The organism is Mesorhizobium sp. M4B.F.Ca.ET.089.01.1.1, from assembly GCF_004022605.1.
Taxonomy (GTDB): Bacteria; Pseudomonadota; Alphaproteobacteria; order Rhizobiales; family Rhizobiaceae; genus Mesorhizobium; species Mesorhizobium abyssinicae.
Genome location: NZ_RZOS01000064.1, coordinates 1 through 19,746, shown reverse-complemented (window position 1 = coordinate 19,746; position 19,746 = coordinate 1). Strand labels below are relative to the sequence as shown.

23 protein-coding genes and 1 tRNA gene are annotated in these 19,746 nt (G+C 63.6%); 11 read left to right on the top strand and 13 right to left on the bottom strand.

Features of this window, described 5'->3' with window-relative positions; translation table 11 throughout:
• Nucleotides 1-98 precede the first annotated feature (98 nt).
• The 3 genes from EN780_RS09400 to EN780_RS09390 form a co-directional block, all read right to left on the bottom strand.
• Complete coding sequence (locus tag EN780_RS09400; protein ID WP_128273329.1) at nucleotides 99-866, bottom strand: RES family NAD+ phosphorylase; 768 nt, start codon at nucleotides 864-866, stop codon at nucleotides 99-101.
• Nucleotides 826-1,209 carry an MbcA/ParS/Xre antitoxin family protein gene (locus tag EN780_RS09395; RefSeq protein WP_189556466.1) on the bottom strand — a complete coding sequence of 128 codons (384 nt, stop codon included), beginning with the start codon at nucleotides 1,207-1,209 and terminating at the stop codon, nucleotides 826-828. Before EN780_RS09395 ends, EN780_RS09400 begins: the two co-directional genes overlap by 41 nt.
• Before the next feature lie 101 nt (nucleotides 1,210-1,310).
• Nucleotides 1,311-2,381: a diguanylate cyclase gene (locus EN780_RS09390; RefSeq protein ID WP_127283868.1), complete on the bottom strand. Its 1,071-nt coding sequence runs from the start codon at nucleotides 2,379-2,381 to the stop codon at nucleotides 1,311-1,313.
• Between the two features lie 320 nt (nucleotides 2,382-2,701).
• Here EN780_RS09390 and EN780_RS09385 point away from each other — a divergent pair, with 320 nt between their 5' ends.
• The 3 genes from EN780_RS09385 to EN780_RS09375 all read left to right on the top strand — a co-directional run bounded on the left by EN780_RS09385 (nucleotide 2,702) and on the right by EN780_RS09375 (nucleotide 4,241).
• On the top strand, nucleotides 2,702-3,130 hold the full coding sequence (locus tag EN780_RS09385; protein ID WP_128273327.1) for a GFA family protein: 429 nt from the start codon (nucleotides 2,702-2,704) through the stop codon (nucleotides 3,128-3,130).
• A gap of 111 nt (nucleotides 3,131-3,241) precedes the next feature.
• Nucleotides 3,242-3,601 (top strand): diacylglycerol kinase, encoded by a 360-nt coding sequence (locus EN780_RS09380; RefSeq protein ID WP_128273325.1) that lies wholly within the window; start codon nucleotides 3,242-3,244, stop codon nucleotides 3,599-3,601.
• Nucleotides 3,602-3,641: 40 nt separating this feature from the next.
• Complete coding sequence (locus EN780_RS09375; protein WP_128273323.1) at nucleotides 3,642-4,241, top strand: hemerythrin domain-containing protein; 600 nt, start codon at nucleotides 3,642-3,644, stop codon at nucleotides 4,239-4,241.
• Between the two features lie 2 nt (nucleotides 4,242-4,243).
• On the opposite strand, the gene EN780_RS09370 is transcribed toward EN780_RS09375, so the two are convergent.
• Entirely contained in the window at nucleotides 4,244-4,855 is a 612-nt protein-coding gene (locus EN780_RS09370; RefSeq protein WP_128273321.1) for a DedA family protein, read from the bottom strand.
• Nucleotides 4,855-5,415 carry a DUF1003 domain-containing protein gene (locus EN780_RS09365; protein WP_127283872.1) on the bottom strand — a complete coding sequence of 187 codons (561 nt, stop codon included), beginning with the start codon at nucleotides 5,413-5,415 and terminating at the stop codon, nucleotides 4,855-4,857. Before EN780_RS09365 ends, EN780_RS09370 begins: the two co-directional genes overlap by 1 nt.
• Nucleotides 5,416-5,505: 90 nt before the next feature.
• On the opposite strand from EN780_RS09365, the gene EN780_RS09360 reads away from it, so the two are divergent.
• From EN780_RS09360 to EN780_RS09350, 3 genes are all read left to right on the top strand, one after another.
• On the top strand, nucleotides 5,506-6,219 hold the full coding sequence (locus EN780_RS09360; protein WP_127391374.1) for a DNA-3-methyladenine glycosylase I: 714 nt from the start codon (nucleotides 5,506-5,508) through the stop codon (nucleotides 6,217-6,219).
• A gap of 84 nt (nucleotides 6,220-6,303) precedes the next feature.
• Nucleotides 6,304-7,980: an NAD+ synthase gene (locus tag EN780_RS09355; protein ID WP_128273319.1), complete on the top strand. Its 1,677-nt coding sequence runs from the start codon at nucleotides 6,304-6,306 to the stop codon at nucleotides 7,978-7,980.
• A 411-nt stretch (nucleotides 7,981-8,391) separates the two neighbouring features.
• On the top strand, nucleotides 8,392-10,197 hold the full coding sequence (locus tag EN780_RS09350; RefSeq protein WP_128273317.1) for an ABC transporter ATP-binding protein: 1,806 nt from the start codon (nucleotides 8,392-8,394) through the stop codon (nucleotides 10,195-10,197).
• A gap of 100 nt (nucleotides 10,198-10,297) precedes the next feature.
• Here the strand turns inward: EN780_RS09350 and EN780_RS09345 are convergent, their stop codons facing one another.
• From EN780_RS09345 to EN780_RS09325, 5 genes are all read right to left on the bottom strand, one after another.
• Entirely contained in the window at nucleotides 10,298-10,609 is a 312-nt protein-coding gene (locus tag EN780_RS09345) for a PilZ domain-containing protein (protein ID WP_127283876.1), read from the bottom strand.
• A 104-nt stretch (nucleotides 10,610-10,713) separates the two neighbouring features.
• Nucleotides 10,714-11,202 carry an NUDIX hydrolase gene (locus EN780_RS09340; protein WP_127310130.1) on the bottom strand — a complete coding sequence of 163 codons (489 nt, stop codon included), beginning with the start codon at nucleotides 11,200-11,202 and terminating at the stop codon, nucleotides 10,714-10,716.
• A gap of 203 nt (nucleotides 11,203-11,405) precedes the next feature.
• Nucleotides 11,406-11,906 carry a xanthine phosphoribosyltransferase gene (gpt, locus tag EN780_RS09335; RefSeq protein WP_027145490.1) on the bottom strand — a complete coding sequence of 167 codons (501 nt, stop codon included), beginning with the start codon at nucleotides 11,904-11,906 and terminating at the stop codon, nucleotides 11,406-11,408.
• Between the two features lie 145 nt (nucleotides 11,907-12,051).
• Complete coding sequence (locus EN780_RS09330; RefSeq protein WP_127283878.1) at nucleotides 12,052-12,885, bottom strand: universal stress protein; 834 nt, start codon at nucleotides 12,883-12,885, stop codon at nucleotides 12,052-12,054.
• Between the two features lie 101 nt (nucleotides 12,886-12,986).
• Nucleotides 12,987-13,730, bottom strand: coding sequence for a competence/damage-inducible protein A (locus EN780_RS09325; protein WP_127283879.1), 744 nt, complete (start codon nucleotides 13,728-13,730; stop codon nucleotides 12,987-12,989).
• Between the two features lie 137 nt (nucleotides 13,731-13,867).
• Here EN780_RS09325 and EN780_RS09320 point away from each other — a divergent pair, with 137 nt between their 5' ends.
• Nucleotides 13,868-14,857: an alpha/beta hydrolase gene (locus tag EN780_RS09320; protein WP_128273316.1), complete on the top strand. Its 990-nt coding sequence runs from the start codon at nucleotides 13,868-13,870 to the stop codon at nucleotides 14,855-14,857.
• A 161-nt stretch (nucleotides 14,858-15,018) separates the two neighbouring features.
• Here the strand turns inward: EN780_RS09320 and EN780_RS09315 are convergent, their stop codons facing one another.
• The 3 genes from EN780_RS09315 to EN780_RS09305 all read right to left on the bottom strand — a co-directional run bounded on the left by EN780_RS09315 (nucleotide 15,019) and on the right by EN780_RS09305 (nucleotide 16,748).
• Entirely contained in the window at nucleotides 15,019-15,258 is a 240-nt protein-coding gene (locus tag EN780_RS09315) for a DUF2188 domain-containing protein (protein WP_127283881.1), read from the bottom strand.
• A gap of 32 nt (nucleotides 15,259-15,290) precedes the next feature.
• A complete protein-coding gene (locus tag EN780_RS09310; protein ID WP_127310126.1) occupies nucleotides 15,291-15,569 on the bottom strand; it encodes a DUF982 domain-containing protein in 279 nt (92 codons plus the stop codon).
• A gap of 75 nt (nucleotides 15,570-15,644) precedes the next feature.
• Nucleotides 15,645-16,748 carry an NADH:flavin oxidoreductase/NADH oxidase gene (locus tag EN780_RS09305; RefSeq protein WP_128273314.1) on the bottom strand — a complete coding sequence of 368 codons (1,104 nt, stop codon included), beginning with the start codon at nucleotides 16,746-16,748 and terminating at the stop codon, nucleotides 15,645-15,647.
• Between the two features lie 153 nt (nucleotides 16,749-16,901).
• Between EN780_RS09305 and EN780_RS09300 the strand changes: the two genes are divergently transcribed.
• The 4 genes from EN780_RS09300 (at nucleotide 16,902) to EN780_RS09285 (ending at nucleotide 19,507) form a co-directional block, all read left to right on the top strand.
• The gene (locus tag EN780_RS09300; protein WP_128273312.1) at nucleotides 16,902-17,480 is read left to right on the top strand and encodes an NUDIX domain-containing protein; all 579 of its coding nucleotides are present in this window, start codon (nucleotides 16,902-16,904) and stop codon (nucleotides 17,478-17,480) included.
• 206 nt (nucleotides 17,481-17,686) lie between these two features.
• Entirely contained in the window at nucleotides 17,687-17,887 is a 201-nt protein-coding gene (locus tag EN780_RS09295; protein WP_127283885.1) for a DUF1127 domain-containing protein, read from the top strand.
• 266 nt (nucleotides 17,888-18,153) lie between these two features.
• Nucleotides 18,154-18,239, top strand: a tRNA-Leu gene (locus tag EN780_RS09290).
• A gap of 371 nt (nucleotides 18,240-18,610) precedes the next feature.
• Nucleotides 18,611-19,507, top strand: coding sequence for an ankyrin repeat domain-containing protein (locus EN780_RS09285; protein WP_128273310.1), 897 nt, complete (start codon nucleotides 18,611-18,613; stop codon nucleotides 19,505-19,507).
• Nucleotides 19,508-19,746: the final 239 nt, after the last annotated feature.

Here is a 19,746-nt window from a genome sequence, read left to right as displayed (position 1 = left end):
GATCAGGAGGGCGTTTCGTTGGATCCTCATCCCGATCCAACTCTTTGTTGGAGCAAGAGCTTTTCCGAAAACCGGTTCCCAGTTTTCGGGATCATGCTCTAGCGCCCACGTTCCCAGCGCAGCCCGGCAAGCCGCGGATCGGTGAAGGCCGCCCTGGAGAATTCGATCCGCTTCTCCGGAAACTCGCAGATCGCCTGCACGCCGAAGGCGCCGAGGCGGATGCGCCAGGTCTGCGGCTCCAGCGGCTTTGCTTTTGCAAAACCCTTGCACGTCAACAGCGCGATGTTGGCGCCTTTCGGGTCGCGCGCCGAGCGGTAGCGGATCGCCTCCAGCCCGGCCTCGCGCGCGACATCGGCGATGGCCTGGCAAGCGGCGTAGTGGGTCGGATGCGTCCATGCGGCCGCGTCGCGATCGAGCGGCGGCCTCGTCAGGTCGATGCCGGCGGCGCATTTGATGGCGGCGGCGAATGCGGTGTAGTCGGCGGCGTCGCGCGGCCAGGGCGTGTCAGGGGATTCGGCGAAGAACAGCAAGCGGTAGAACGCCATCTCGGCGACGGCCGTGAACATGGTCTCCGCCGCATAGTAGACGCCCCTGGTCCGGCCGGCGCGGCGAAAGCGCGAGCCATGCGGATAGACCGAGCCGTAGCGAAAGGGCGTCGCCAGCAGATAATGGAGGTGCCGGCATTCGAGCGGGATCTGCGGCTTGGTCTCCTCGATCAGCTCTTCCAGCAGGGCCTGCTCGTCCAGCGTGTCGACGACCTTCAGTGTCGAGACGCGGTGCTGCGCCTCGACCATGCGCCAGTATTTGCCTTCGAGCCGGATGGATTCAGACGAGAGCGCGTCGGGAGTCCAGATAGGCGATGACATCGACAAGTCCTGCTATCGTCTGGATTTTCTCGATCGGGGCGCCGTCGAAAGCCGTGTTGGCGTTCTTCAGCCAGGCCCGGGCGATGCCCTCGTCGCCGCCGACGATGGCGTCGAGAGAACGAAACAGCCGGACAAACAGGACGGCCAGCTCGAACGGCTTGGTGCCGCGCTCGAGCAGGAAATCCTGCTTGCGCATGCGCGAAACCGTGGCTTCGGAGACACCGATGACCGACGCCAGCACCCTTGCTGTAACGTCGAGCAGTTCGGCGGCGCGCAGCGTGGCCTTGGTGACGACGGCGTTTTCGGCCGTGCCGCTGGCGATATGAGGTTGCACGGATGGCATGGCGTCCTCCTTTCCATGGAAAATATAGGCTAAAAAAATTCACATGGAAAGGGATTGCCGCGAAACATTTTCGCGGGCAGGCCGAGGATCGGCACGAAAACTCAGTCCTTCTTGTAGAGCAGCCAGCTCTTGCCGGCGCGGGCGGCCATCGCCGAATGCCTGGTCACGCGGTTGCGGCCGCCGACCTTCGAACGATAGAGCGCCCGGTCGGCCTTGGTGTAGAGGTCCTCGGGGCTTTCGGCCTCGGACGCCATGCAAATGCCCATCGACACGGTCACCGTGCCGTAATTGGTGCCGGTCTGGCTGCTGGTGAACGGCGTCTGCTCGATAAGCGTCCTGATGCGCTCGGCGATCTCGAAGGTAGTATCCTCGCTGGCGCCCTCGACGATGAGGGCAAATTCCTCGCCGCCGGTGCGGGCAACGAACATGTCGCCGCGAATGCTGGTCTGGAAGATCTCGGCGATGATCTGGATGATCCTGTCGCCGACCGGATGGCCGAAGCGGTCGTTGATGTCCTTGAAACGGTCGATGTCGGCGAGGATCAGGGCATTGAACAGGATGCCCTTGTTGGAGTTGTAGATCCTGGTGATTTCCTTGTCGAAGGCGCGGCGGTTCCAGACCTGCGTCAAGGGATCGGTGTCGGCGAGCCGCTTGTACTCCTCGAGCTTCGACTTGACGCTCTCGAGCTCGGCGGTCTTTTCGCTGAGCGTGCTCGCCACTTGCCTGCCATGGTCGATCGTCGAGTTGGTGGCCGCCGACATGGCGGTGACGATCTTCTGCAGCAGGTCCTGCGACAGCATGCTGCGGTTGCCGAGCCCGCTCGACGTCTCGTCGAGGATGCGGCCGTATTTTTCGATGTGGGATCGCTCGCTGCGCAAGAGCGAGGCAATGTCCTCGAGCTCCTTGGCGATGACGTCGCGCGCGTGCTCGACGATGCCGGGGCCATGATGCTGGGCAAAGAAGGTACGGCCGATGCGGTCGAGATCCTCCTGGGTCGGCCGGTTGCTGAGCGAGACGACGGCCAGGCTGAGTTCGTGGTTGCTGCCGCTCAGCGCCTCGTAGAAGATCTCGTAGTTGCGCGGCAGGCCAAGCACGCCGAGCTGGCGCATCGTCGCCACGACGGTGCTCGCAATGTCGGTGTTCCTGTCATTTGGAACGAAAGCCGGCTGCATGTTCTGTTCACTCCTCAAGAACCACCGCAGACCTGCGCGTGCCGGTGTCGCCATGAGGGGAGTGCGACCGGAAATGCCAGACACGAGAAGTATCGCGTCCCCGCTCACGACCTTCACTCATAACGACCATAGATGCGAGCGCGCTAAAGTTTCCTTAATGGGACGGATTTCAGCACGGTTTTCTCTACCTCAGGATGTAATAGCCCCTTATGCAGGTGCAGGGCGAAACACGTCCCGCGGGTGTCGCATTTGCCGGTGCCCGGCGGGCGCAAAACTGGAATCCTGCCACCAGCGCGAGAGGAATTCGAAGGAGACCGGGGATGGACGAAAAACACAGCGGAGCATGCCTGTGCGGAGCGGTGCGCTTCAGGACGAGGGGAGCCCTGCGCGGTGTCGTCTACTGCCACTGCTCGCAATGCCGCAGGCAGAGCGGCCATTTCGTCGCGGCGACATCGGCCAAGGATGCCGATGTCGACATAGAGGGAGCCGAGGTGCTCAGCTGGTATGGCGCGTCCGATGTCGCCAGGCGCGGATTTTGCCGCATCTGCGGCTCGCTGCTGTTCTGGAAGCACAACGAGCTGGACCAGATTTCGATCATGGCCGGCGCCTTCGACAGGCCGTCCGGACTTGCCGGGGAAAGCCATATCTTCGTTGGCGACAAAGGCGACTATTATTCGATCGACAACGGGCTGCCGCAGTTCGAGAAATCGTCGCCCTCGGTCAAGGTCGCCGGTGAGGCCGCCGAATGACCGGCAAGCAAGCAAAGCGGCAGAGCGCGTGATTTTTGCCGGCACTGCCTTATTCCATTGATCCAGCCGTTGCTATATCCCCTGCCGGTCACTCGGAAAGGGGATTTGGGCATGCAGCGGCTGATCGATGCTTTCTTCAACTCGGTGCGGGCGTTCCGCAAGCTGGCTGCCCACGAAAAGGCCTTCCAGCAGGAGCTGATGCTGCTCACCCTTGCCCTGCCGGCGGGCTGGTTCATCTCGGTGTCGTGGCGCGGCTACGCGCTGCTGATCGGCGCGGTGCTGCTGCTGATCATGGTCGAAGTGCTCAACACCGGCATCGAGGCTGCCTGCGACGCCTTCAGCCGCGAGTTCAATGTCGACATCCAGCTCGCCAAGGATTGCGGTTCGCTGGCGGTGCTGATCTCGGTAGTGATCGTAGCCGGCGTCTGGGGCATCGCCATTATCGAGCGCATCACGGGACTACCGATTTAGTATAGCGCTTCCTACATGACGGTTACCAAAGGAGACCGTCATGTCGGACGCCGCTGATTTTCTGTTGCTCGAGCGAGCCGGCCTGCCGGACGATCTGCGCTGGCTGACGCAAAAATATCCGCGCGAGACCTGGCAGGGCCACGGCAATATTCATGGCCTCGCCAATATGTGGCTTGGGCGGCACGACATGTTCCGCGAGCTCGGCGGCATGCTCACCGACGGCATTGGCAATTATCGCGAGGGCAGGCTGGCAGCACCGGACTTCGCGCGCTGGTTCGCGCCGCGGCTGAACCATTTCCTCGGCAATCTCGACGGTCACCACAACGTCGAGGACTATCAGTACTTTCCGGCTTTCGCCAAGGCCGAGCCCCGGTTGAAGCGCGGCTTCGAGATCCTCGATGCCGATCATCACACCATCCACGAGGGGCTGGAGCGCAATGCCGAGGCGGCGAATGCCTTCATCCGAACGCTGCAGGAGAGCGAGGACAGACAGCGCTTTGCCGCCGATGCCTATGCCGATGAGAACAGCCGGCTGATCGCCATGCTCACAAGGCATCTGGCCGACGAAGAGGATTTGATCATCCCGCTGATCCTCGACCGTGGCGACGGCGCGCTCGACGCCGAGACCGACATCGACTGAGCCTATTTGGCCTCGCTCTGACCATCCCTTGCGTCGTTGGCGCGCTCCTTCTTGGCGACGCTATGGGCGAGGAACCAGGCGAGGAAGGCGACGGCAAGGCCGATCGCCAGCGCGGTCAGCAGCCGTTCGTGACGCGCCAGCGCCTGGCCGACGATGCGTTCGGCGCCCAGTCCGAAGACGTAGCCGACCGTGCAAAACAGCGCCGCCCAGACCAGCGACGAGATGGCATTGAGGACGACGAAGCGCGTCACTGTGATGCTGGCGAAGCCGGCGGCGACGCCGCCGACCAGGCGCATGCCGTAGATGTAGCGGTTCGAAAGCACGAAGATGTTGGGATGGGAGGAGACGAGACGGAAGGCATGGCTGAAGCCTGGCCGTGCCTTCAGCCTGAGCACATAGGGATGATCGGCGAAGCTGCGGCCGAGGATGAAGAAGAAGGTGTCACCGGCGAAGGCGCCGATGGCCGCAGCCAGAAAAGCCTGCCAGGCCACGAAGACATGCTGATGGGCAAAGAAGCCGGCGAGGATGGCAGCGCTTTCGCCTTCGGCGACGCAGCCCAGGAAGACCGCGACCAGCCCGTACTGCTCGATGAGATGATGGATCGCCTCGGTCATCAGGGGCTTTGTCGCGCCGACAGCTTTTCGTCGATGCGTCTAACCTGCTCGGCCAGCCGCACGATCTCGTCGCGCATGCCTATCAGCTCGCTGTGGCGCAGTTCGTCCAGCTTCTCGTGCAGCGCCATGATCTCGATCTCGGCCTTGAGGTTGACCTCATAGTCGTGGGCGGCGTCGATGCGGTCGCGCTCGGTCTGGCGGTTCTGCGACATCATGATCACCGGCGCCTGCAGTGCTGCGATCATCGACAGCACGAGGTTGAGGAAGATGAAGGGGTAGGGGTCGAAGGCGGCGCGCGACAGCAGCCAGACATTGCCGCAGGTCCACAGGATCAGGAAGGCGACGAAGGTCAGGATGAACGACCATGAACCGCCGATGCGGGCGATGGTGTCGGCGACGCGGTCGCCGAACGTCTGGTGAAAGGCGACGGCCTTGTTTGTGTCCTTCGAGATGGTGGTGCGATCGAGCGCGCTTTGCAGCACCCGGCTCTCTATCTGGCCGAGGCCATCCAGCCGGCGTTTGAGCCAGCGGTTCGCCAGGTCATCGATTGTCTTGTTCATGTCGCCCTCCGTCATGAAAGCTTGCATAGAGGTAGAGGCTGCCGGCCCGAACGGGAAGTGTTACATTGACGCGAACCCGCGAGGATACCCATGGCCGATTTCCAGAAAATCCGCGCCCGCGCGGCGAAGCGCAAGGGCGGGGAAGCAGCGCTTCAATCGTTGCTCGGGCCGATGCCCGACAACCAGGCCGTGGCGAAGATCGGGGATGACCGCATACTGTCGACCATGGCCGAGCGCATTTTCGCAGCCGGTTTCGTCTGGCGCGTCATCGAGCAGAAGTGGCCGGGTTTCGAGGAGGCGTTCCTCGGCTTCGAGCCGAAGCGGCTGTTGTTCCAGCCCGACGATTTCTGGCACGAACTGGCCTCCGACAAGCGAATCGTGCGCAATCCGCAGAAGATCAGGTCCGTCCGCGACAATGCCGCCTTCGTCGAGCGCGTGTCGAAGGAGCATGGCGGCTTCGGCAAATTCCTCGCCGCCTGGCCGGCCGACGACCAGGTCGGGCTGACCGCCTGGCTTGGCAAGCATGGCAGCCGGCTTGGCGGCAACACCGGCCAGTACTTCCTGCGCTGGCTGGAGTGGGACACCTTCATCGTCTCGACCGACATGGCGGCGGCACTGCGCGATGCCGGTATCGACATCGCCGAGAACCCGACCTCGAAGCGGGACCTCGACAAGATCCAGGCGCAGATCAATCAATGGTCGGCTGAAACCGGCCTGCCGCGCCGGCACATTTCCCGAATACTTTCGATGTCGATCGGCGAGAACCACTCGCCGGAAGCCTTGCGAGAATATATGAGCGAATAGGATTTCGGGACATTGGCCCGCTGGGCATAGTGGCCCAAGCGAACGCCATTGCCCGGCGAAATTTGCCGCGCTAAACCCGCAGGCATGACCAAGAAGCCCGACATCCTGCGCATCGCCATCGCCCAGCTCAATCCGACTGTCGGCGACGTCGCCGGCAATCTCGCCAAGGCGCGCGAGGCGCGCGCGGACGCCGCCCGACAGGGCGCCGACATCGTGCTCTACACCGAGCTCTTCCTCGCCGGCTATCCGCCGGAGGATCTGGTGCTGAAGCCGGCTTTCCTGAAGGCTTGTGAGCAGGCCGCGGAAGATTTCGCCAAGGACACTGCCGATGGTGGTCCCGGCGTCATCATCGGCACGCCCCTGAAGCGCAAGAGCGGCACGCACAATTCGATCATCGTCGCCGATGGCGGCAAGACCCTCGCCGAGCGCTACAAGCTCGATCTGCCGAACTACGGCGAATTCGACGAGAAGCGCGTCTTCCAGGCCGGGCCGGAATTGCAGGGACCGGTCAATTTCCGCGGCGTGCGCATCGGCATTCCGATCTGCGAGGACATCTGGGGCGAGGTCGCCGTCTGCGAGACGCTGGCCGAAAGCGGCGCCGAGATCCTGCTGGTGCCGAACGGCTCGCCCTATTACCGCGCCAAGATCGACGTCCGCCACCAGGTCGTCATCCGCCAAATCATCGAATGCGGCCTGCCGATGATCTACGCCAACCAGCTCGGCGGCCAGGACGAGCTGATCTTCGACGGCGCTTCCTTTGCCATAGGCGCGGACAAGACGCTCGCCTTCCAGATGAGCCAGTTCGAGGAGGCGGTCGACGTCACCACCTGGAAGCGCACGCAGGATGGCTGGGTCTGCTCCGAAGGGCCGATGTCGAAGATCCCGGAGCGGGAGGAGGCCGACTATCGGGCCTGCATGTTGGGCTTGCGCGACTACGTCAACAAGAACGGCTTCAAGAACGTCGTGCTCGGCCTTTCCGGCGGCATCGATTCGGCGATCTGCGCCGCGCTTGCCGTCGATGCGCTGGGCGAGGAGCGGCTGCGCGCCGTGATGATGCCCTATCGCTATACCTCGAAGGATTCGCTCAAGGATGCCGAGGACTGCGCCCGCGCGCTCGGCTGCCGCTATGACATCGTGCCGATCTTCGAGCCGGTCGAAGGTTTTCTGCACGCGCTGACGCAGATGTTCGAAGGCACCAAGCAAGGCATCACCGAGGAGAACCTGCAGAGCCGCGCGCGCGGCACCATCCTGATGGCGATCTCCAACAAGTTCGGTTCGATGGTCGTCACCACCGGCAACAAGAGCGAGATGTCGGTCGGCTACGCCACGCTTTACGGCGACATGAATGGCGGCTTCAACCCGATCAAGGACCTCTACAAGATGCAGGTCTACGCGCTGTCGCGCTGGCGCAACAGCCATGTGCCGCCGGGCGCGCTCGGTCCTTCCGGCGAGGTGATCCCGAAGAACATCATCGACAAGGCGCCGTCGGCGGAGCTGCGCGAGAACCAGACCGACCAGGACTCGCTGCCGCCCTATCCGGTGCTCGACGACATTCTGGAGTGCCTGGTCGAGAACGAGATGGGCGTCGACGACATCGTCGCGCGCGGCCATGACCGGGCGACGGTGGCGCGGGTCGAGCACCTGCTCTACATCGCCGAATACAAGCGCCGGCAGGCCGCGCCGGGCGTGAAGATCACCCGAAAGAATTTCGGCCGCGATCGCCGCTACCCGATCACCAACCGGTTCAGGGACGGGCGGTAAGCGCTTTTTTCCTGCCCAACCTGAGCAGCCACGGTACAACCGGCCGTTGTTGCAATATCGTCTCACTGCTTGGACCAGATGCGCATTCGCCCGCGGACTGTCTTGGCGATGCGCAAGAGCGTCTCTATAAGAACGTCTCCGCGATTCTCCACTAGGAGGAACCGAATGCCACGATTTGAAATCGTTATGCGAGGCCGCGAAGCCTAGGTCCTGATCGTCGCCTCGCGAAGGCTTGCCTTCGCGACAAAGCTTCGATCGAGGACAGGCATTTGCCGCTGCCGGTCGCCGCCCGCATATGGGCGAGCCGCCACTATGCTGAACCTCCGTATTCCGGGCGCCAGATTGGCGCCGACGCGGTTTTTCTCCATTCCATCTTACCGGGACCGGGCACATTTGCGCCCGGATGACATCATGGCTCGTTTTCGCATCGACCTGCGCGCCGACGCTTTCCGCAGCGTGCTCGGCTTCACGCTCGGCCATTGGCGGCGCCAGCCGTGGCGGCTTTCGCTGATCATGGGCGCCTTCCTGCTGTCGACGCTGGCCGACGTGCTTACGCCGCTCTATTCCGGCCGGCTGGTCGACGCCGTCGCCAATGGCAGTGCAGCCGATGCCGTCGCCTGGAACGCGGCGATTTCGGCCTTCTGGATGCTGGTTGCCTTGGCGCTGACCGGCGTCGTGCTGCGCAACGCCGCCTTCATGGCCATCGTCGAGCTGACGCTGAAGATGATGGCCGATATCGCGGCCGACGCCTTCCATCGCGTCCAGCGCTTTTCCACCGACTGGCATGCCAACAGCTTCGCCGGTTCGACCGTGCGCAAGATCACGCGCGGCATGTGGGCGCTCGACCTGCTCAACGACACGATCCTGATCGCGCTTTTGCCGTCGGTCGTCATGCTCGTCGGCTCGACGCTGCTGCTCGGCTGGTTCTGGCCGCTGATGGGCGCGGTGGTCGCCGTCGGCTCGGTGCTGTTCATCACGGTGACGGCGACGCTGTCGCTTGGCTATGTCGCGCCGGCCGCCCGGCTCGCCAACACCTGGGACACGCGGCTTGGCGGGTCGCTGGCCGATGCGGTGAGCTGCAATGCCGTGGTCAAGGGCTTCGGCGCCGAGACGCGCGAGGAGGCGCGGCTTGCAAGGGTCGTCGCCAAATGGCGCGCCCGCACGGGCCGCACCTGGGTGCGCGGCACCGTCAACGGCACCACCCAGGGCACGATGCTTCTACTGCTGCGGACCGCCGTCATCGGTCTGGCGCTGATGCTGTGGGCGTGGGGGCAGGCCAGCGCCGGCGACGTCGCCTTCGTGCTGACTTCGTTCTTCGTGCTGCAAGGCTATCTGCGCGACATCGGCACGCATATCCGCAATCTGCAGCGCTCGATCAACGACATGGAGGAACTGGTCGACTTCCAGGCCGAACCGCTCGGCATCGAGGACCGGCCGGCGGCCGGGCCGATCCGCATCAACGATGGGCGCATCAGGTTCCACAGGGTCACCTTCCACTATGGCAACCACCGGCTGCCGCTCTATCGCGATTTCTCGGTCGAGATCGCCTCCGGCGAGCGCATCGGACTGGTCGGCCATTCCGGTTCGGGCAAGACGACCTTCGTCAAGCTGATCCAGCGCCTCTACGACGTGAACGCCGGCAGGATCCTGATCGACGGCCAGGATATTTCCGAGGTGGCGCAGGCATCGCTGCGCGCGCAGATCGCCATCGTCCAGCAAGAGCCGATCCTGTTCCATCGGTCGCTGGCCGAGAATATCGCCTATGCCCGGCCCAGCGCCACGCAGGCCGAGATCGAGCATGCGGCGCGGCTGGCGAGCGCGCATGACTTCATCTGCGACCTGCCGAAAGGCTATGGCACGCTGGTGGGCGAGCGTGGCGTGAAGCTGTCGGGCGGCGAGCGGCAGCGGGTGGCGATAGCGCGCGCCTTCCTCGCCGATGCACGCATCCTGATCCTCGACGAGGCGACGTCCAGCCTCGATTCGGAATCGGAAGTGCTGATCCAGCAGGCGATGGAGCGGCTGATGGTCGGCCGCACGACGCTGGTCATCGCGCACCGGCTGTCGACGGTCAGGGCGCTCGACCGGCTGCTGGTGTTCGATCGCGGCCGCATCATCGAGGAGGGCTCGCACGACCAGCTGATCCGGTTGAACGGCGGCATCTACCGCCGCCTGTTCGAGCGCCAGGCGCTCGAACTGACCAAGGGCCTGGTGATCTGAGGCGAAGGGCATTCCGTGCCGTCCCGGTCCGGGGTGCCCTTTATTTCGATACGGAGAGGAACGACCCCGGTCCGGCGAGACCTGGCCTGGGCGACGGCGATCAGCCGTAGTGCAGCTTCGGCTTCGGCTCGGTGCCGCTGAATTGGACGCCGACGCGGTCGTTGCGGCGCCAGCGGACCTCAGACCGATAGGCGACGCCGTCGACCGGCACGTAGAGCAGGAAGCGATCGGGAACGTGGGCGTCCGGCGCGACCTTCAGCTCGGCGCCGCCGTCATTCTGGTTGCGCAAGGTGCAGCTGATCTCGGAATTCTGGATGCCGGTGATGATCGAGCCGCCCTTGAGCACACGCTGTCGGTGCTTACGCCGAAGATCGTCGGAATTGTCCTCGAGGGGTCGTGCGGTATTCGTCATCACCAAAACGCCAAGGCAGCCGAATCGAATCTAGGGGCCATCCTTGCGTACGGCAATGCCCACGCCAAAGCCTTGCCCGCCGGCAATGGCTTTTGGTGGACAACTCACGCGAATTTGTGCGGGTCGGCGCAGAAATAGGCGATGATCTGGCAGAGGTCCGGTTCGTTGACCATGCGCACGGCTTCGGCGGAGCTCACCCATTTGCGGGTGCGCGCGCGCTTTTCCTTCCAGCGGTCGGCGATGTGGTCGACCCGCAACGGGTAGACCAGCACCTCGCAAGGCACTTCCTCACCGGAAGCCAGCACCTTGGCGTAGAAATACCGGCCGGCTTCGAGATGGGAGACGGTGCCGCGCAATCCGGCTTCCTCGCCGGCCTCGCGCGCGGCCGCCTCGCTAAGCGGCTCCTTGGCCTCCGGCCAGCCCTTGGGCAGCACCCAGCGGCCGGTGTCGCGGCTGGTGATCAGCATGATCTCGACACCATTTTCGGCCTCGCGCCAGGGCAGGGCGGCAACCTGCAGGCGGCAAGGCGCGCTGCCGAAGAGTCGCCGGACTCTTTCGGCCAGATGGTTGTGCGTCGTTGGCCTTGTCAGCATCGGAGAAGCTAGCCCCAGCCCTCGAACTCGTTCGTTGCCTCACGAATCTTACCTCTGATCATACGCGACAAAAGTAAAAAACTTCACAGGAACTTGTTGAATTCCACCAAGAAAAGTCGATTGCGTGAAATGGCCTTGCGGCGCGCATTTCATGCGCAGCAAAAAAATGCGTCGTGAACCGTTTCAGTGGAAAAAATGACCGATCAACCGGCGTGATCGTCCGCGATCGGCTTCTGGTAGGTGAAGCCCATATCCCAGGGGAAATAGATCCAGGTGTCCTGGCTGACCTCGGTGACGAAGGTGTCGACCAGCGGCCGCCCCTTCGGCTTGGCGTAGACGGTGGCGAAATGCGCCTTGGGCATCATGGCGCGCACGATGCCCGCAGTCTTGCCGGTGTCCGTCAGGTCGTCGATGATCAGCACGCCGGCACCATCATCGGCGAGCAGCGCCGGCGTGATCTCCTTCAGCACCTGCAACTGCCCCTGGCTGGTGTAGTCGTGATAGGAGGCGACGCAGACCGTCTCGATCACCCGGATGCCGAGCTCGCGCGAGATGATGGCGGCGGGCACAAGGCCGCCGCGGGTGATGCAGACGATCGCCTTCCACTGCCCCTTGCTGGCGCCGGCAAGCCGCCAGGCAAGCGCGCGGGCGTCGCGGTGGAACTGGTCCCAGGAGACCGGGAAAGCTTTTTCGGGAAGGGACATTTTTCACGCACTCCGCAGCACGCGACCAGGCGCGTGACGATATCCAAGGGAATGCAGGCGGAATTAGCGGGAAAATGCCGGCTTTGGCAAGCTCGCAACAAGCCATGCCTGTGGACTTAAGCCCGCGTCGCTTTGCTTGTCGGGATTATCGCGACAGGAAAGCTGCCACCGGCGCGGTGCGCAGCACCGTGCGCGTCACGCCGCCGAACAAGAGCTGGCGCAGCCAGGAATGGCTGTAGGCGCCGAGCACGAGCAGATCGGCGCCGGTCTCGGCGATGCGGGTCTGGATGAGGTCGTCGACGGAAGCGCCGTTCGACTTCTGCACCGACACGCTGACGGTGGCACCGTGCCTGGAAAGCGCCGCGGCGATTTCGGCGCCGGCGGCTTCCGGGGTCTCGTCCAGCGACTCAGGCGGATCGATGATCAATATGTCCGTCTTCTCGGCCTCGCTGATGAAGGGCAGGGCGTCGAAGGCGGCGCGTGCCGCTTCCTTGCTGCCGTTCCAGGCCAGGAGCACGCGCTTGAAAGTTGTAAGGAGTGGCCCTTCATGCGGCACCACGAGCACCGGCCGGCCGGCATCATAGACGAGCGTGTCGACGTCGGCGCCCGGGTCGCCGCCGGTGTCGCGCTGCGCGGCGATGATCAGGTCGGCGGCGCGGACGGTGGAAATGCCGGTCAGCGCGCTGTCGCCGGAAAAGCTCTCGAGGCTGCGCCACTCGAAGGACAGGCCGGACTCCTCGATACGCCTCAGGAACAGGGCCTCCAGCTTGTCGGCGCGCTCGCGGTTCATCTCGGCCGACACCTGCAGGAATTCGGTGTCCGGAAAGCCGGTGGCCGAGGTGTAGGGAACGGGCAGCGCTTCGGCATGGATGCCGACGAGATGGCTCTGGAAGCGGTCGGCAAGCGGGATGGCGCAAGCGAGCACGCGCTCGGCGTCCTGCTCGTTCTGCAAAATGGCGACGATGGTCTTGAAGCGCATGCTGGGTCCCTCAACGTGTCGGCGCAATGCGGCGCGCGCCCAAGGAAACGTCACAGTGCCATGCTTGGTTCCGGGCCGACCGGGGAACCGAAATCGCCAGATCAGCCGGCAGCAGCGGCGAAGCCGGCAACCATGGCTTCAACATCCTTGCGCGCGGCCTCCAGCGCCTCCTCGTCGCGGGCGCGCACGACGAGCTCGGTCCAGAACTTGCCGTCGCCATATTTCGGATAGGAGCCGATGATGGTGTCGGGATGCGCCTTCTGGATGTCGGCCAGCGGGCCGCCGATGAGGCCTTCGCCGAACGGGCAATGGACGGTCGCCGACAGCATTTTGGTGCCCGCCTTCAGCGTCGGCACGACATTGTCGAGCATAGCCTGGAAGATCGCCGGCACGCCGGCCATGACATGGACGTTGCCGATGCGAAAGCCGGGCGCGATCGACACCGGATTGTCGATGTGGTCGGCGCCGCGCGGCATGCGCGCCATGCGCTTCCTGGCCTCGGTGTATTCGATGCCGCGCGCGGCGTAGCTCGCCTCCAGCATCGCATAGGCCTTGGTGTCATATTCGCACGGCACGCCGAATGCCTTGGCGATCGAATCTGCGGTGATGTCGTCGTGCGTCGGGCCGATGCCGCCGGTGGTGAAGACATAGGTGTAGCGGGCGCGCACGGCATTGACCGCGGCGACGATCTCGTCCTCCTCGTCGGGAACGACGCGGACTTCCTTGAGGTCGATGCCGATGGCCGTCATGATGTCGGCGAGGTGGCCGATGTTCCTGTCCTTGGTCCGACCCGACAGGATCTCGTCGCCGATGACGAGCATGGCGGCGGTGACGATTTCAGGCATGACAGGCTCCGGCAAACAGGGTCGCCTGAGATAGCGCGGCGACGGAGCGGCGGCAATGCGCCAGCACTATGCCACGGCGGCGCCTTGCGGCGACATCTGCGGCAGGTAAGCTGCCTGCGTTGCCAGTGAGAGGAAAAATGCTGCTGTCGATCTTGTCCTGGCTGCTCGGTGGCCTGCTCCTGCTCGCTGTTGCCGTAGTCGTCGGCCTTGTGCTGGCGACATGGTGGATCAGCGCCAAGGCCGAGAGGCTGGTACCGGCGCGCGGAAAATTCGTCGAGATCGACGGCAACCGTATCCATTATGTCGAGGAAGGCGAGGGCAGGCCGATCGTCTTCCTGCACGGGCTCGGCGCCCAACTTCACCATTTCCGCCACACGCTGTTCGGCCGCTTCGGCCCGGGCTATCGCCTGATCGCGCTCGACCGTCCGGGCTCCGGCTATTCTGTGCGGGCTAGTGACGCCACGGGGCGACTGCCCGAGCAGGCCGAAATCGTGCGGCGCTTCATCGACAGGCTCGGGCTGGAAAAGCCGCTGGTCGTTGGTCATTCGTTGGGCGGCGCGATCGCGCTGACGCTGGCGGTGGAGCACCCCGGGACAATTTCTGGCATCGCCTTGCTGGCACCCCTGACGCATCTGGAAACCATGCCGCGCCAGAAATTCGACCTGCTCTACGTTCCTTCGCGACTGCTGCGCCGGATCATGGCGAATACGGTGGCGATACCCTTGAGTTTGAAATACGCGGAGCCGACAATGAGGTTCATCTTCGCGCCGCAGGCCGTTCCCGGTGACTATATGACCGCAGGAGGCGGCTGGCTTGGGCTGCGGCCCGCCCATTTCCATGCGACCTCGACCGACGTCGTTGCGGTGGAACAGGATCTCGGCCGCATCGAGCTGCGCTATGGCGAGATCGCCATGCCTGCCGGCATTCTGTTCGGCACCGCCGACCGCGTCATTGGCATGCCTATCCATGGCGAACCGATGCGGGACAGGCTCAAAGGGCTCGATTTCGAGGCCGTCGACGGTTTGGGCCACATGCCGCAATTCATCGATCCGGAGCGCGTCACCGCCTTCATCAAGCGCATTGCCGCGCGCGCCTTTGCCACGAAGAGCCTCTCAGCCATCGACTGAACGCCGAAGCGGGCTAGCCGGGACCCGATGCCAATGCCGGGCAGAATGTCAACGATCATTATTGCGGCAAGTAGCAGACCGCGCGCTTTCCAAGTGGCTGGCTAGGATGCCCTCGCGGGCATCCGCGGCCGCTCCGGCAAGAGCCGCCCCAGGAATAGATGCTAATCGGAAACTTCGGTTTGTGGCCGGTCCCTGCCATCGGCCAGTTCATCGTGCCACTTGCCTTCGGCGTCCTCGTACTGGATGCCGTCCGTGGTGCCGGCGATCTGCTGCTCGGCCGAAGCGATCTCGGCGGCGCGCAGCGCGTCCTGGTGGGTGGGGAACGTCTCCGAGAAGGTCGAGCCGACCTTGTAGGCCCAGCCGCCATCGTGCTCGACGATCTTGTAAGTCAGCTTCGCCATGAAGTCCTCCGGTTGAAAAGGCCCCTTTTTGCTCAATGCAGCCGATCGTCGGGCAAGCGGTCGTCGGGCACCAGCACTTCCGATTCCTTGGCCGCTTCGATCAAGGCCCGGCGCGCATCCGCGGTTGAACGATAACCCTCCAGCACTTTCAGGCAAGTGTCGACTGCATCACGATGGCGGGGGCCGCGATTGAGCGGCCAAACCGTCATCAGGCACTCCGCTGCCTCCCTGGTGCTGCGGATCTGGCGATATTTGCCGACATGGCCGAGTTCGACCACCACCGGCTTTTCAAAGGGTTTGCTGTCCATCATGGCCGCAAACGCAAAGCAGCCAAATTGGTTGCAATCGTGTCGTCCGGGCTGCGCCCAAACGTCTCAGCGAGGTGGTCAGCTCGCCGCCTTCATCCAGTGCCGCATCGTCGTCACCGAGCGGGCAAGCTGCGGCGCGGGATGGATCTCCTGGCCGAAGGTCGCCGCGGCGCGCCATCCCCAGCGCGGATCGGCGAGGAAGGCGCGCGCCAGCGCCACCATATCGGCCTGGCCGTCGGCAACGATCGCCTCGGCCTGCTTCGGGTCGTCGATCAGCCCAACGGCTCGCGTCGGGATGCCGGCGCCTTTTCGCACCGCTTCCGCCAGATGCACCTGGTAGCCAGGCCCAGACGGCAGCTGCTGCAAGGGGGAATTGCCGCCGCTCGAGCAGCAGAGATAGGCGATTCCCTCGGCCTTCAGCGCCTTGGTCACCTCGATGGCATCCTCGACATCGAAACCGCCTTCGACCCATTCCTTGACCGACAGGCGCGCGCCGAGCATCAGCCTGGGGACGGCTTTCCGCACCGCCCTGGCGATCTCGATGACGAAACGCATGCGGTTCTCAAGCGAACCGCCCCAGCGATCGGTGCGCCGGTTGGATAGCGGCGACAGGAACTGGAAGATCAGGTAGCCGTGCGCCGCGTGCAGTTCGATGAAGTCGAAACCGGCGCGTTCGGCGCGCCTCGCCGCATCGGCGAAACGCTCGATGATGCGCAGGATCTCGTCTTCCTCCAGGGCGTGCGGCACCTGCCAGCCTGTGTCGTAGGCGATGGCCGAGGCTGACACGATCGGCCAGGGATCCTGGTCGGGCTTGAGCGGCCCGCCGCCCTCCCACGGCCGCTGGCACGAAGCCTTGCGGCCGGCATGGGCAAGCTGGGTGCCGAATTTCGTGCCGGGCGCGGCGACGCGCCTTGCCGCGTCCAGCGTGCGCCGGGCAGCGGCTTCGTTGTCGTCGGAATAGAGGCCGAGGCAGCCATGCGAGATGCGTCCGCGCCGCTCGACGTCGGTCATCTCGACGGTGACCATGCCGGCGCCCGACATGGCAAGGTTCATCCAATGATAGAGATGCCAGTCGCTGGCGGATCCGTCCTCAGCCGAATACTGGCACATCGGCGCCACGGCGATGCGGTTGGGCAAGGTGAGGCCGCCAAGCGTGATCGGCTGGAAAAGCGATGAGGTCATGAAAAGAACTCCGGCAGGGGATGCTTATTTAGGCGAGGGCACCGGCACGCACCAGACACGAGGCGGTGAAACCTTGGTCTGGCCCAATCGCCGCCCGGATTGCATGAACGCCGGTTCGCGGCTACGCCATGGCGCCGGCACAAGGAGTTCATCATGGAAGATCGCATTCGCATCCGCTCGGAAGAGGTGCTTTCCGACGATTGGGCGGTCCTGAAGAAGACGGTCTTCGACTACCGCCGCCGCGACGGGCAGTGGGAGACGCAGATCCGCCAGACCTACGTTCGCGGCGACGGCGCGGTGATCCTGCCTTTCGATCCATCGCGCTCGACCGTGCTGCTCGTGCGGCAGTTCCGCTATCCGGCCTACGCCACCGGCCACCATGAGCCGCTGATCGAGGCCTGCGCCGGCCTGCTCGACGAGAACGACCCGGAAACCTGCATCCGCAAGGAGGCGGAGGAAGAACTCGGCTACCGGCTGAAGGACGTCCAGAGGCTGTTCGCGCCCTATATGAGCCCAGGCAGCGTGACCGAGCGGCTCTGGTTCTTCGTCGCGCGCTACTCGCCGGCCGACCGCATCTCGGCCGGCGGCGGCGCGCCGGAAGAGGGCGAGGACATCGAGGTCCTGGAGATGACGCTCGACGAGGCGCTCGCCGGCATCGCCGACGGTAGCATCGTCGATGCCAAGACGATCATCCTGATCCAGCACCTGAAACTGTATCCGATACCGGCCTGAGGCGCCTGCCAGCGCCAAGTTCCGGTGTCTGCATCCTTCGCCTCCGCACGAGGGCGGTTGACTAAGGAAAGCGTACTTCAGAAGAGCGCCACGGAAAAAGCCTGGCCAACATGGCCGGCGCTCTGTGAATTTTGTCACAGACGCATTCACGCATTGGCCTAGCTTGCACGGCGTAGTTTTTCTGCAGCGGTGAAGGGAGCACTCCGATGCTTGTCAACCTTCCTATGCTTGTAACCCTTCCTCTTGTCGTAGTTGGTCCCCTTGTCGATTGGCTCGGTCGCCGAGCCGATCAGAAGGCGCAGTTGAAGGCAACGGACGAACTGAGCGAGTCGCCGGACGACATTCTCAGTGACATCGGGATTTCCCGTGACGACATCGAGACCATGCGCTGGCAGTCCAGCCATTAGGGTGGGCTTAAACCCATGCTTCCGCCTTAATCGCGCGTGGCCTCGACGTTGTTGCAACTAGCCGCCGGCCAGAGCATGCATCACCCGTGGTCACGCTTTCGGTCTACGCCACCTCTTCAAGAAGCCGGACGAAGGCGCGGCAGCGGCGATCGAAGTTGCGATGAGAGCGGGCGCGGAACAGCAATAGGGATATTTGGTGCCAAACGGTGCCAAATCCACCCACAGGACTAGACCGGTCTCGCCTTAAGTGCTTGTAATCGCGGCGCGCGGACGTGGCGGAACTGGTAGACGCAAGGGACTTAAAATCCCTCGATCTCTGATCGTACGGGTTCGATTCCCGTCGTCCGCACCAGCGCACTGGTGCGATCACGGAATTACGCTCTGCGGCCATGTCGCTAAGTTCATCTGGCGGCGGATTTGATCCGCCCAGGCCGGCGTCTTACCCCAAAGCCCCCCGCCCAACAGGCGCCGGCCTCTTTTTGTCCGAGATGACCTTGGAACTGAGCAATTCCGGACGGAAGACCTCCAGGCACTTTTTGGGATTGCTCTAACGCCTCTCGAAAATCAGCTTCCAGTTGCGAGCCCTCTCTCGTCACTCGCGAAAGTCCCGGTTTCGTCCGTTAGAAGTCGCTTAAGTAACCTTGTCGCGATTAGGCATTCGCACTAAACTCTGCCCTGCTCAAAGCGTGCCCAGTCCTCCGGTTTGTCACAAGGGGGTAGCGAATGCGCCACGTTTTGCTTTTGCTTCCATTGGTGCTTTTGCACATACCGATTGTAACGCATGCCGCCGCTATCCACGACGCCGCCACGAAGGGCGACGTGGCGGGGATCACGGCGGCGCTCGACGCAGGTGCCGGCGTCGATGAGAGCGATGGGAAGGCGACACCACTCTATCTTGCGGTCAAGGGTGGGCATTTCGCGGCGGCCAAACTGCTCATGGATCGCGGTGCCGACGTCAACGCCGCCCCGACACCGCTGTTGGGTCCTGCCCTGATGCCGGCTTTGGCTAAACGCAGGATCGACTTGATCAAACTGTTGCTGGACGGAGGCGCAAATCCAAATTCGAAGCGCAGCCGCGAAAACGCGATCCACATCGCGGTCAATCTCGGTTGCCTCGATTGCGTGAAGGCACTGGTCGAGGCCGGCGCTGACGTGAATGCGAAGACAAAGGACGGCAAGACACCGATCCATCTGGCAAGATTCAAAGGGCTGCGTGAAATCGCTAACTATCTCATGGCGCACGGCGTCGTCTTGCCAACGCCATCCCCGATCTCGATGAAGTTGGCCACTGCCGATATTGAGAAAGGCCGAACCTCCTTCACCCACCTGTGTGCCGGTTGCCACAATGTCGAGCCACAGGGAGGGACCAAGACGGGGCCGAACTTGTGGAGCGTCGTCGGCCGCGACAAGGCCTCCATGACGAAAATGCGTTATTCCGACACCTTGCTGGCCTGGGAAGGTGTGTGGACGTACGAGGACCTGAACAAATATCTGCTTGAGCCCATGGTCACTACCCCAGGCGTTTACATGGAGATGCCTGGTGTTCCGGACGAGACTGAACGGGTCAACCTGATCGCCTACTTGCGCACACTCAGTGACAAGCCGATCCCGCTACCCTGAGCCCGTCGTGCCTCCAGCACGATCCCGGCCCGGCCTCTCGGTCAGTTCGGGATCGAAAAAGGCGCTCCGGATTGCCCTGGTGCGATCACGGAATTACGCTTTTCGCTCGCGTCGCTAAGTTTATCTGGCGGCGGACTTGATCCGCGCAGGCCGGCGTCTTCCAGGCCCCACCCATTCCCCGCCCCCTGCGGGCGCCGGCCACCCCATTTCTGTCGAAATCGAAATCCCTGAGCAACGGG

Bases quoted from the DNA above. Each gene is read 5' to 3' on its own strand.
- EN780_RS09400 (WP_128273329.1), bottom strand. From the start codon at position 866: ATGTCATCGCCTATCTGGACTCCCGACGCGCTCTCGTCTGAATCCATC.
- EN780_RS09395 (WP_189556466.1), bottom strand. From the start codon at position 1,209: ATGCCATCCGTGCAACCTCATATCGCCAGCGGCACGGCCGAAAACGCC.
- EN780_RS09390 (WP_127283868.1), bottom strand. From the start codon at position 2,381: ATGCAGCCGGCTTTCGTTCCAAATGACAGGAACACCGACATTGCGAGC.
- EN780_RS09385 (WP_128273327.1), top strand. From the start codon at position 2,702: ATGGACGAAAAACACAGCGGAGCATGCCTGTGCGGAGCGGTGCGCTTC.
- EN780_RS09380 (WP_128273325.1), top strand. From the start codon at position 3,242: ATGCAGCGGCTGATCGATGCTTTCTTCAACTCGGTGCGGGCGTTCCGC.
- EN780_RS09375 (WP_128273323.1), top strand. From the start codon at position 3,642: ATGTCGGACGCCGCTGATTTTCTGTTGCTCGAGCGAGCCGGCCTGCCG.
- EN780_RS09370 (WP_128273321.1), bottom strand. From the start codon at position 4,855: ATGACCGAGGCGATCCATCATCTCATCGAGCAGTACGGGCTGGTCGCG.
- EN780_RS09365 (WP_127283872.1), bottom strand. From the start codon at position 5,415: ATGAACAAGACAATCGATGACCTGGCGAACCGCTGGCTCAAACGCCGG.
- EN780_RS09360 (WP_127391374.1), top strand. From the start codon at position 5,506: ATGGCCGATTTCCAGAAAATCCGCGCCCGCGCGGCGAAGCGCAAGGGC.
- EN780_RS09355 (WP_128273319.1), top strand. From the start codon at position 6,304: ATGACCAAGAAGCCCGACATCCTGCGCATCGCCATCGCCCAGCTCAAT.
- EN780_RS09350 (WP_128273317.1), top strand. From the start codon at position 8,392: ATGGCTCGTTTTCGCATCGACCTGCGCGCCGACGCTTTCCGCAGCGTG.
- EN780_RS09345 (WP_127283876.1), bottom strand. From the start codon at position 10,609: ATGACGAATACCGCACGACCCCTCGAGGACAATTCCGACGATCTTCGG.
- EN780_RS09340 (WP_127310130.1), bottom strand. From the start codon at position 11,202: ATGCTGACAAGGCCAACGACGCACAACCATCTGGCCGAAAGAGTCCGG.
- gpt (WP_027145490.1), bottom strand. From the start codon at position 11,906: ATGTCCCTTCCCGAAAAAGCTTTCCCGGTCTCCTGGGACCAGTTCCAC.
- EN780_RS09330 (WP_127283878.1), bottom strand. From the start codon at position 12,885: ATGCGCTTCAAGACCATCGTCGCCATTTTGCAGAACGAGCAGGACGCC.
- EN780_RS09325 (WP_127283879.1), bottom strand. From the start codon at position 13,730: ATGCCTGAAATCGTCACCGCCGCCATGCTCGTCATCGGCGACGAGATC.
- EN780_RS09320 (WP_128273316.1), top strand. From the start codon at position 13,868: ATGCTGCTGTCGATCTTGTCCTGGCTGCTCGGTGGCCTGCTCCTGCTC.
- EN780_RS09315 (WP_127283881.1), bottom strand. From the start codon at position 15,258: ATGGCGAAGCTGACTTACAAGATCGTCGAGCACGATGGCGGCTGGGCC.
- EN780_RS09310 (WP_127310126.1), bottom strand. From the start codon at position 15,569: ATGATGGACAGCAAACCCTTTGAAAAGCCGGTGGTGGTCGAACTCGGC.
- EN780_RS09305 (WP_128273314.1), bottom strand. From the start codon at position 16,748: ATGACCTCATCGCTTTTCCAGCCGATCACGCTTGGCGGCCTCACCTTG.
- EN780_RS09300 (WP_128273312.1), top strand. From the start codon at position 16,902: ATGGAAGATCGCATTCGCATCCGCTCGGAAGAGGTGCTTTCCGACGAT.
- EN780_RS09295 (WP_127283885.1), top strand. From the start codon at position 17,687: ATGCTTGTCAACCTTCCTATGCTTGTAACCCTTCCTCTTGTCGTAGTT.
- EN780_RS09285 (WP_128273310.1), top strand. From the start codon at position 18,611: ATGCGCCACGTTTTGCTTTTGCTTCCATTGGTGCTTTTGCACATACCG.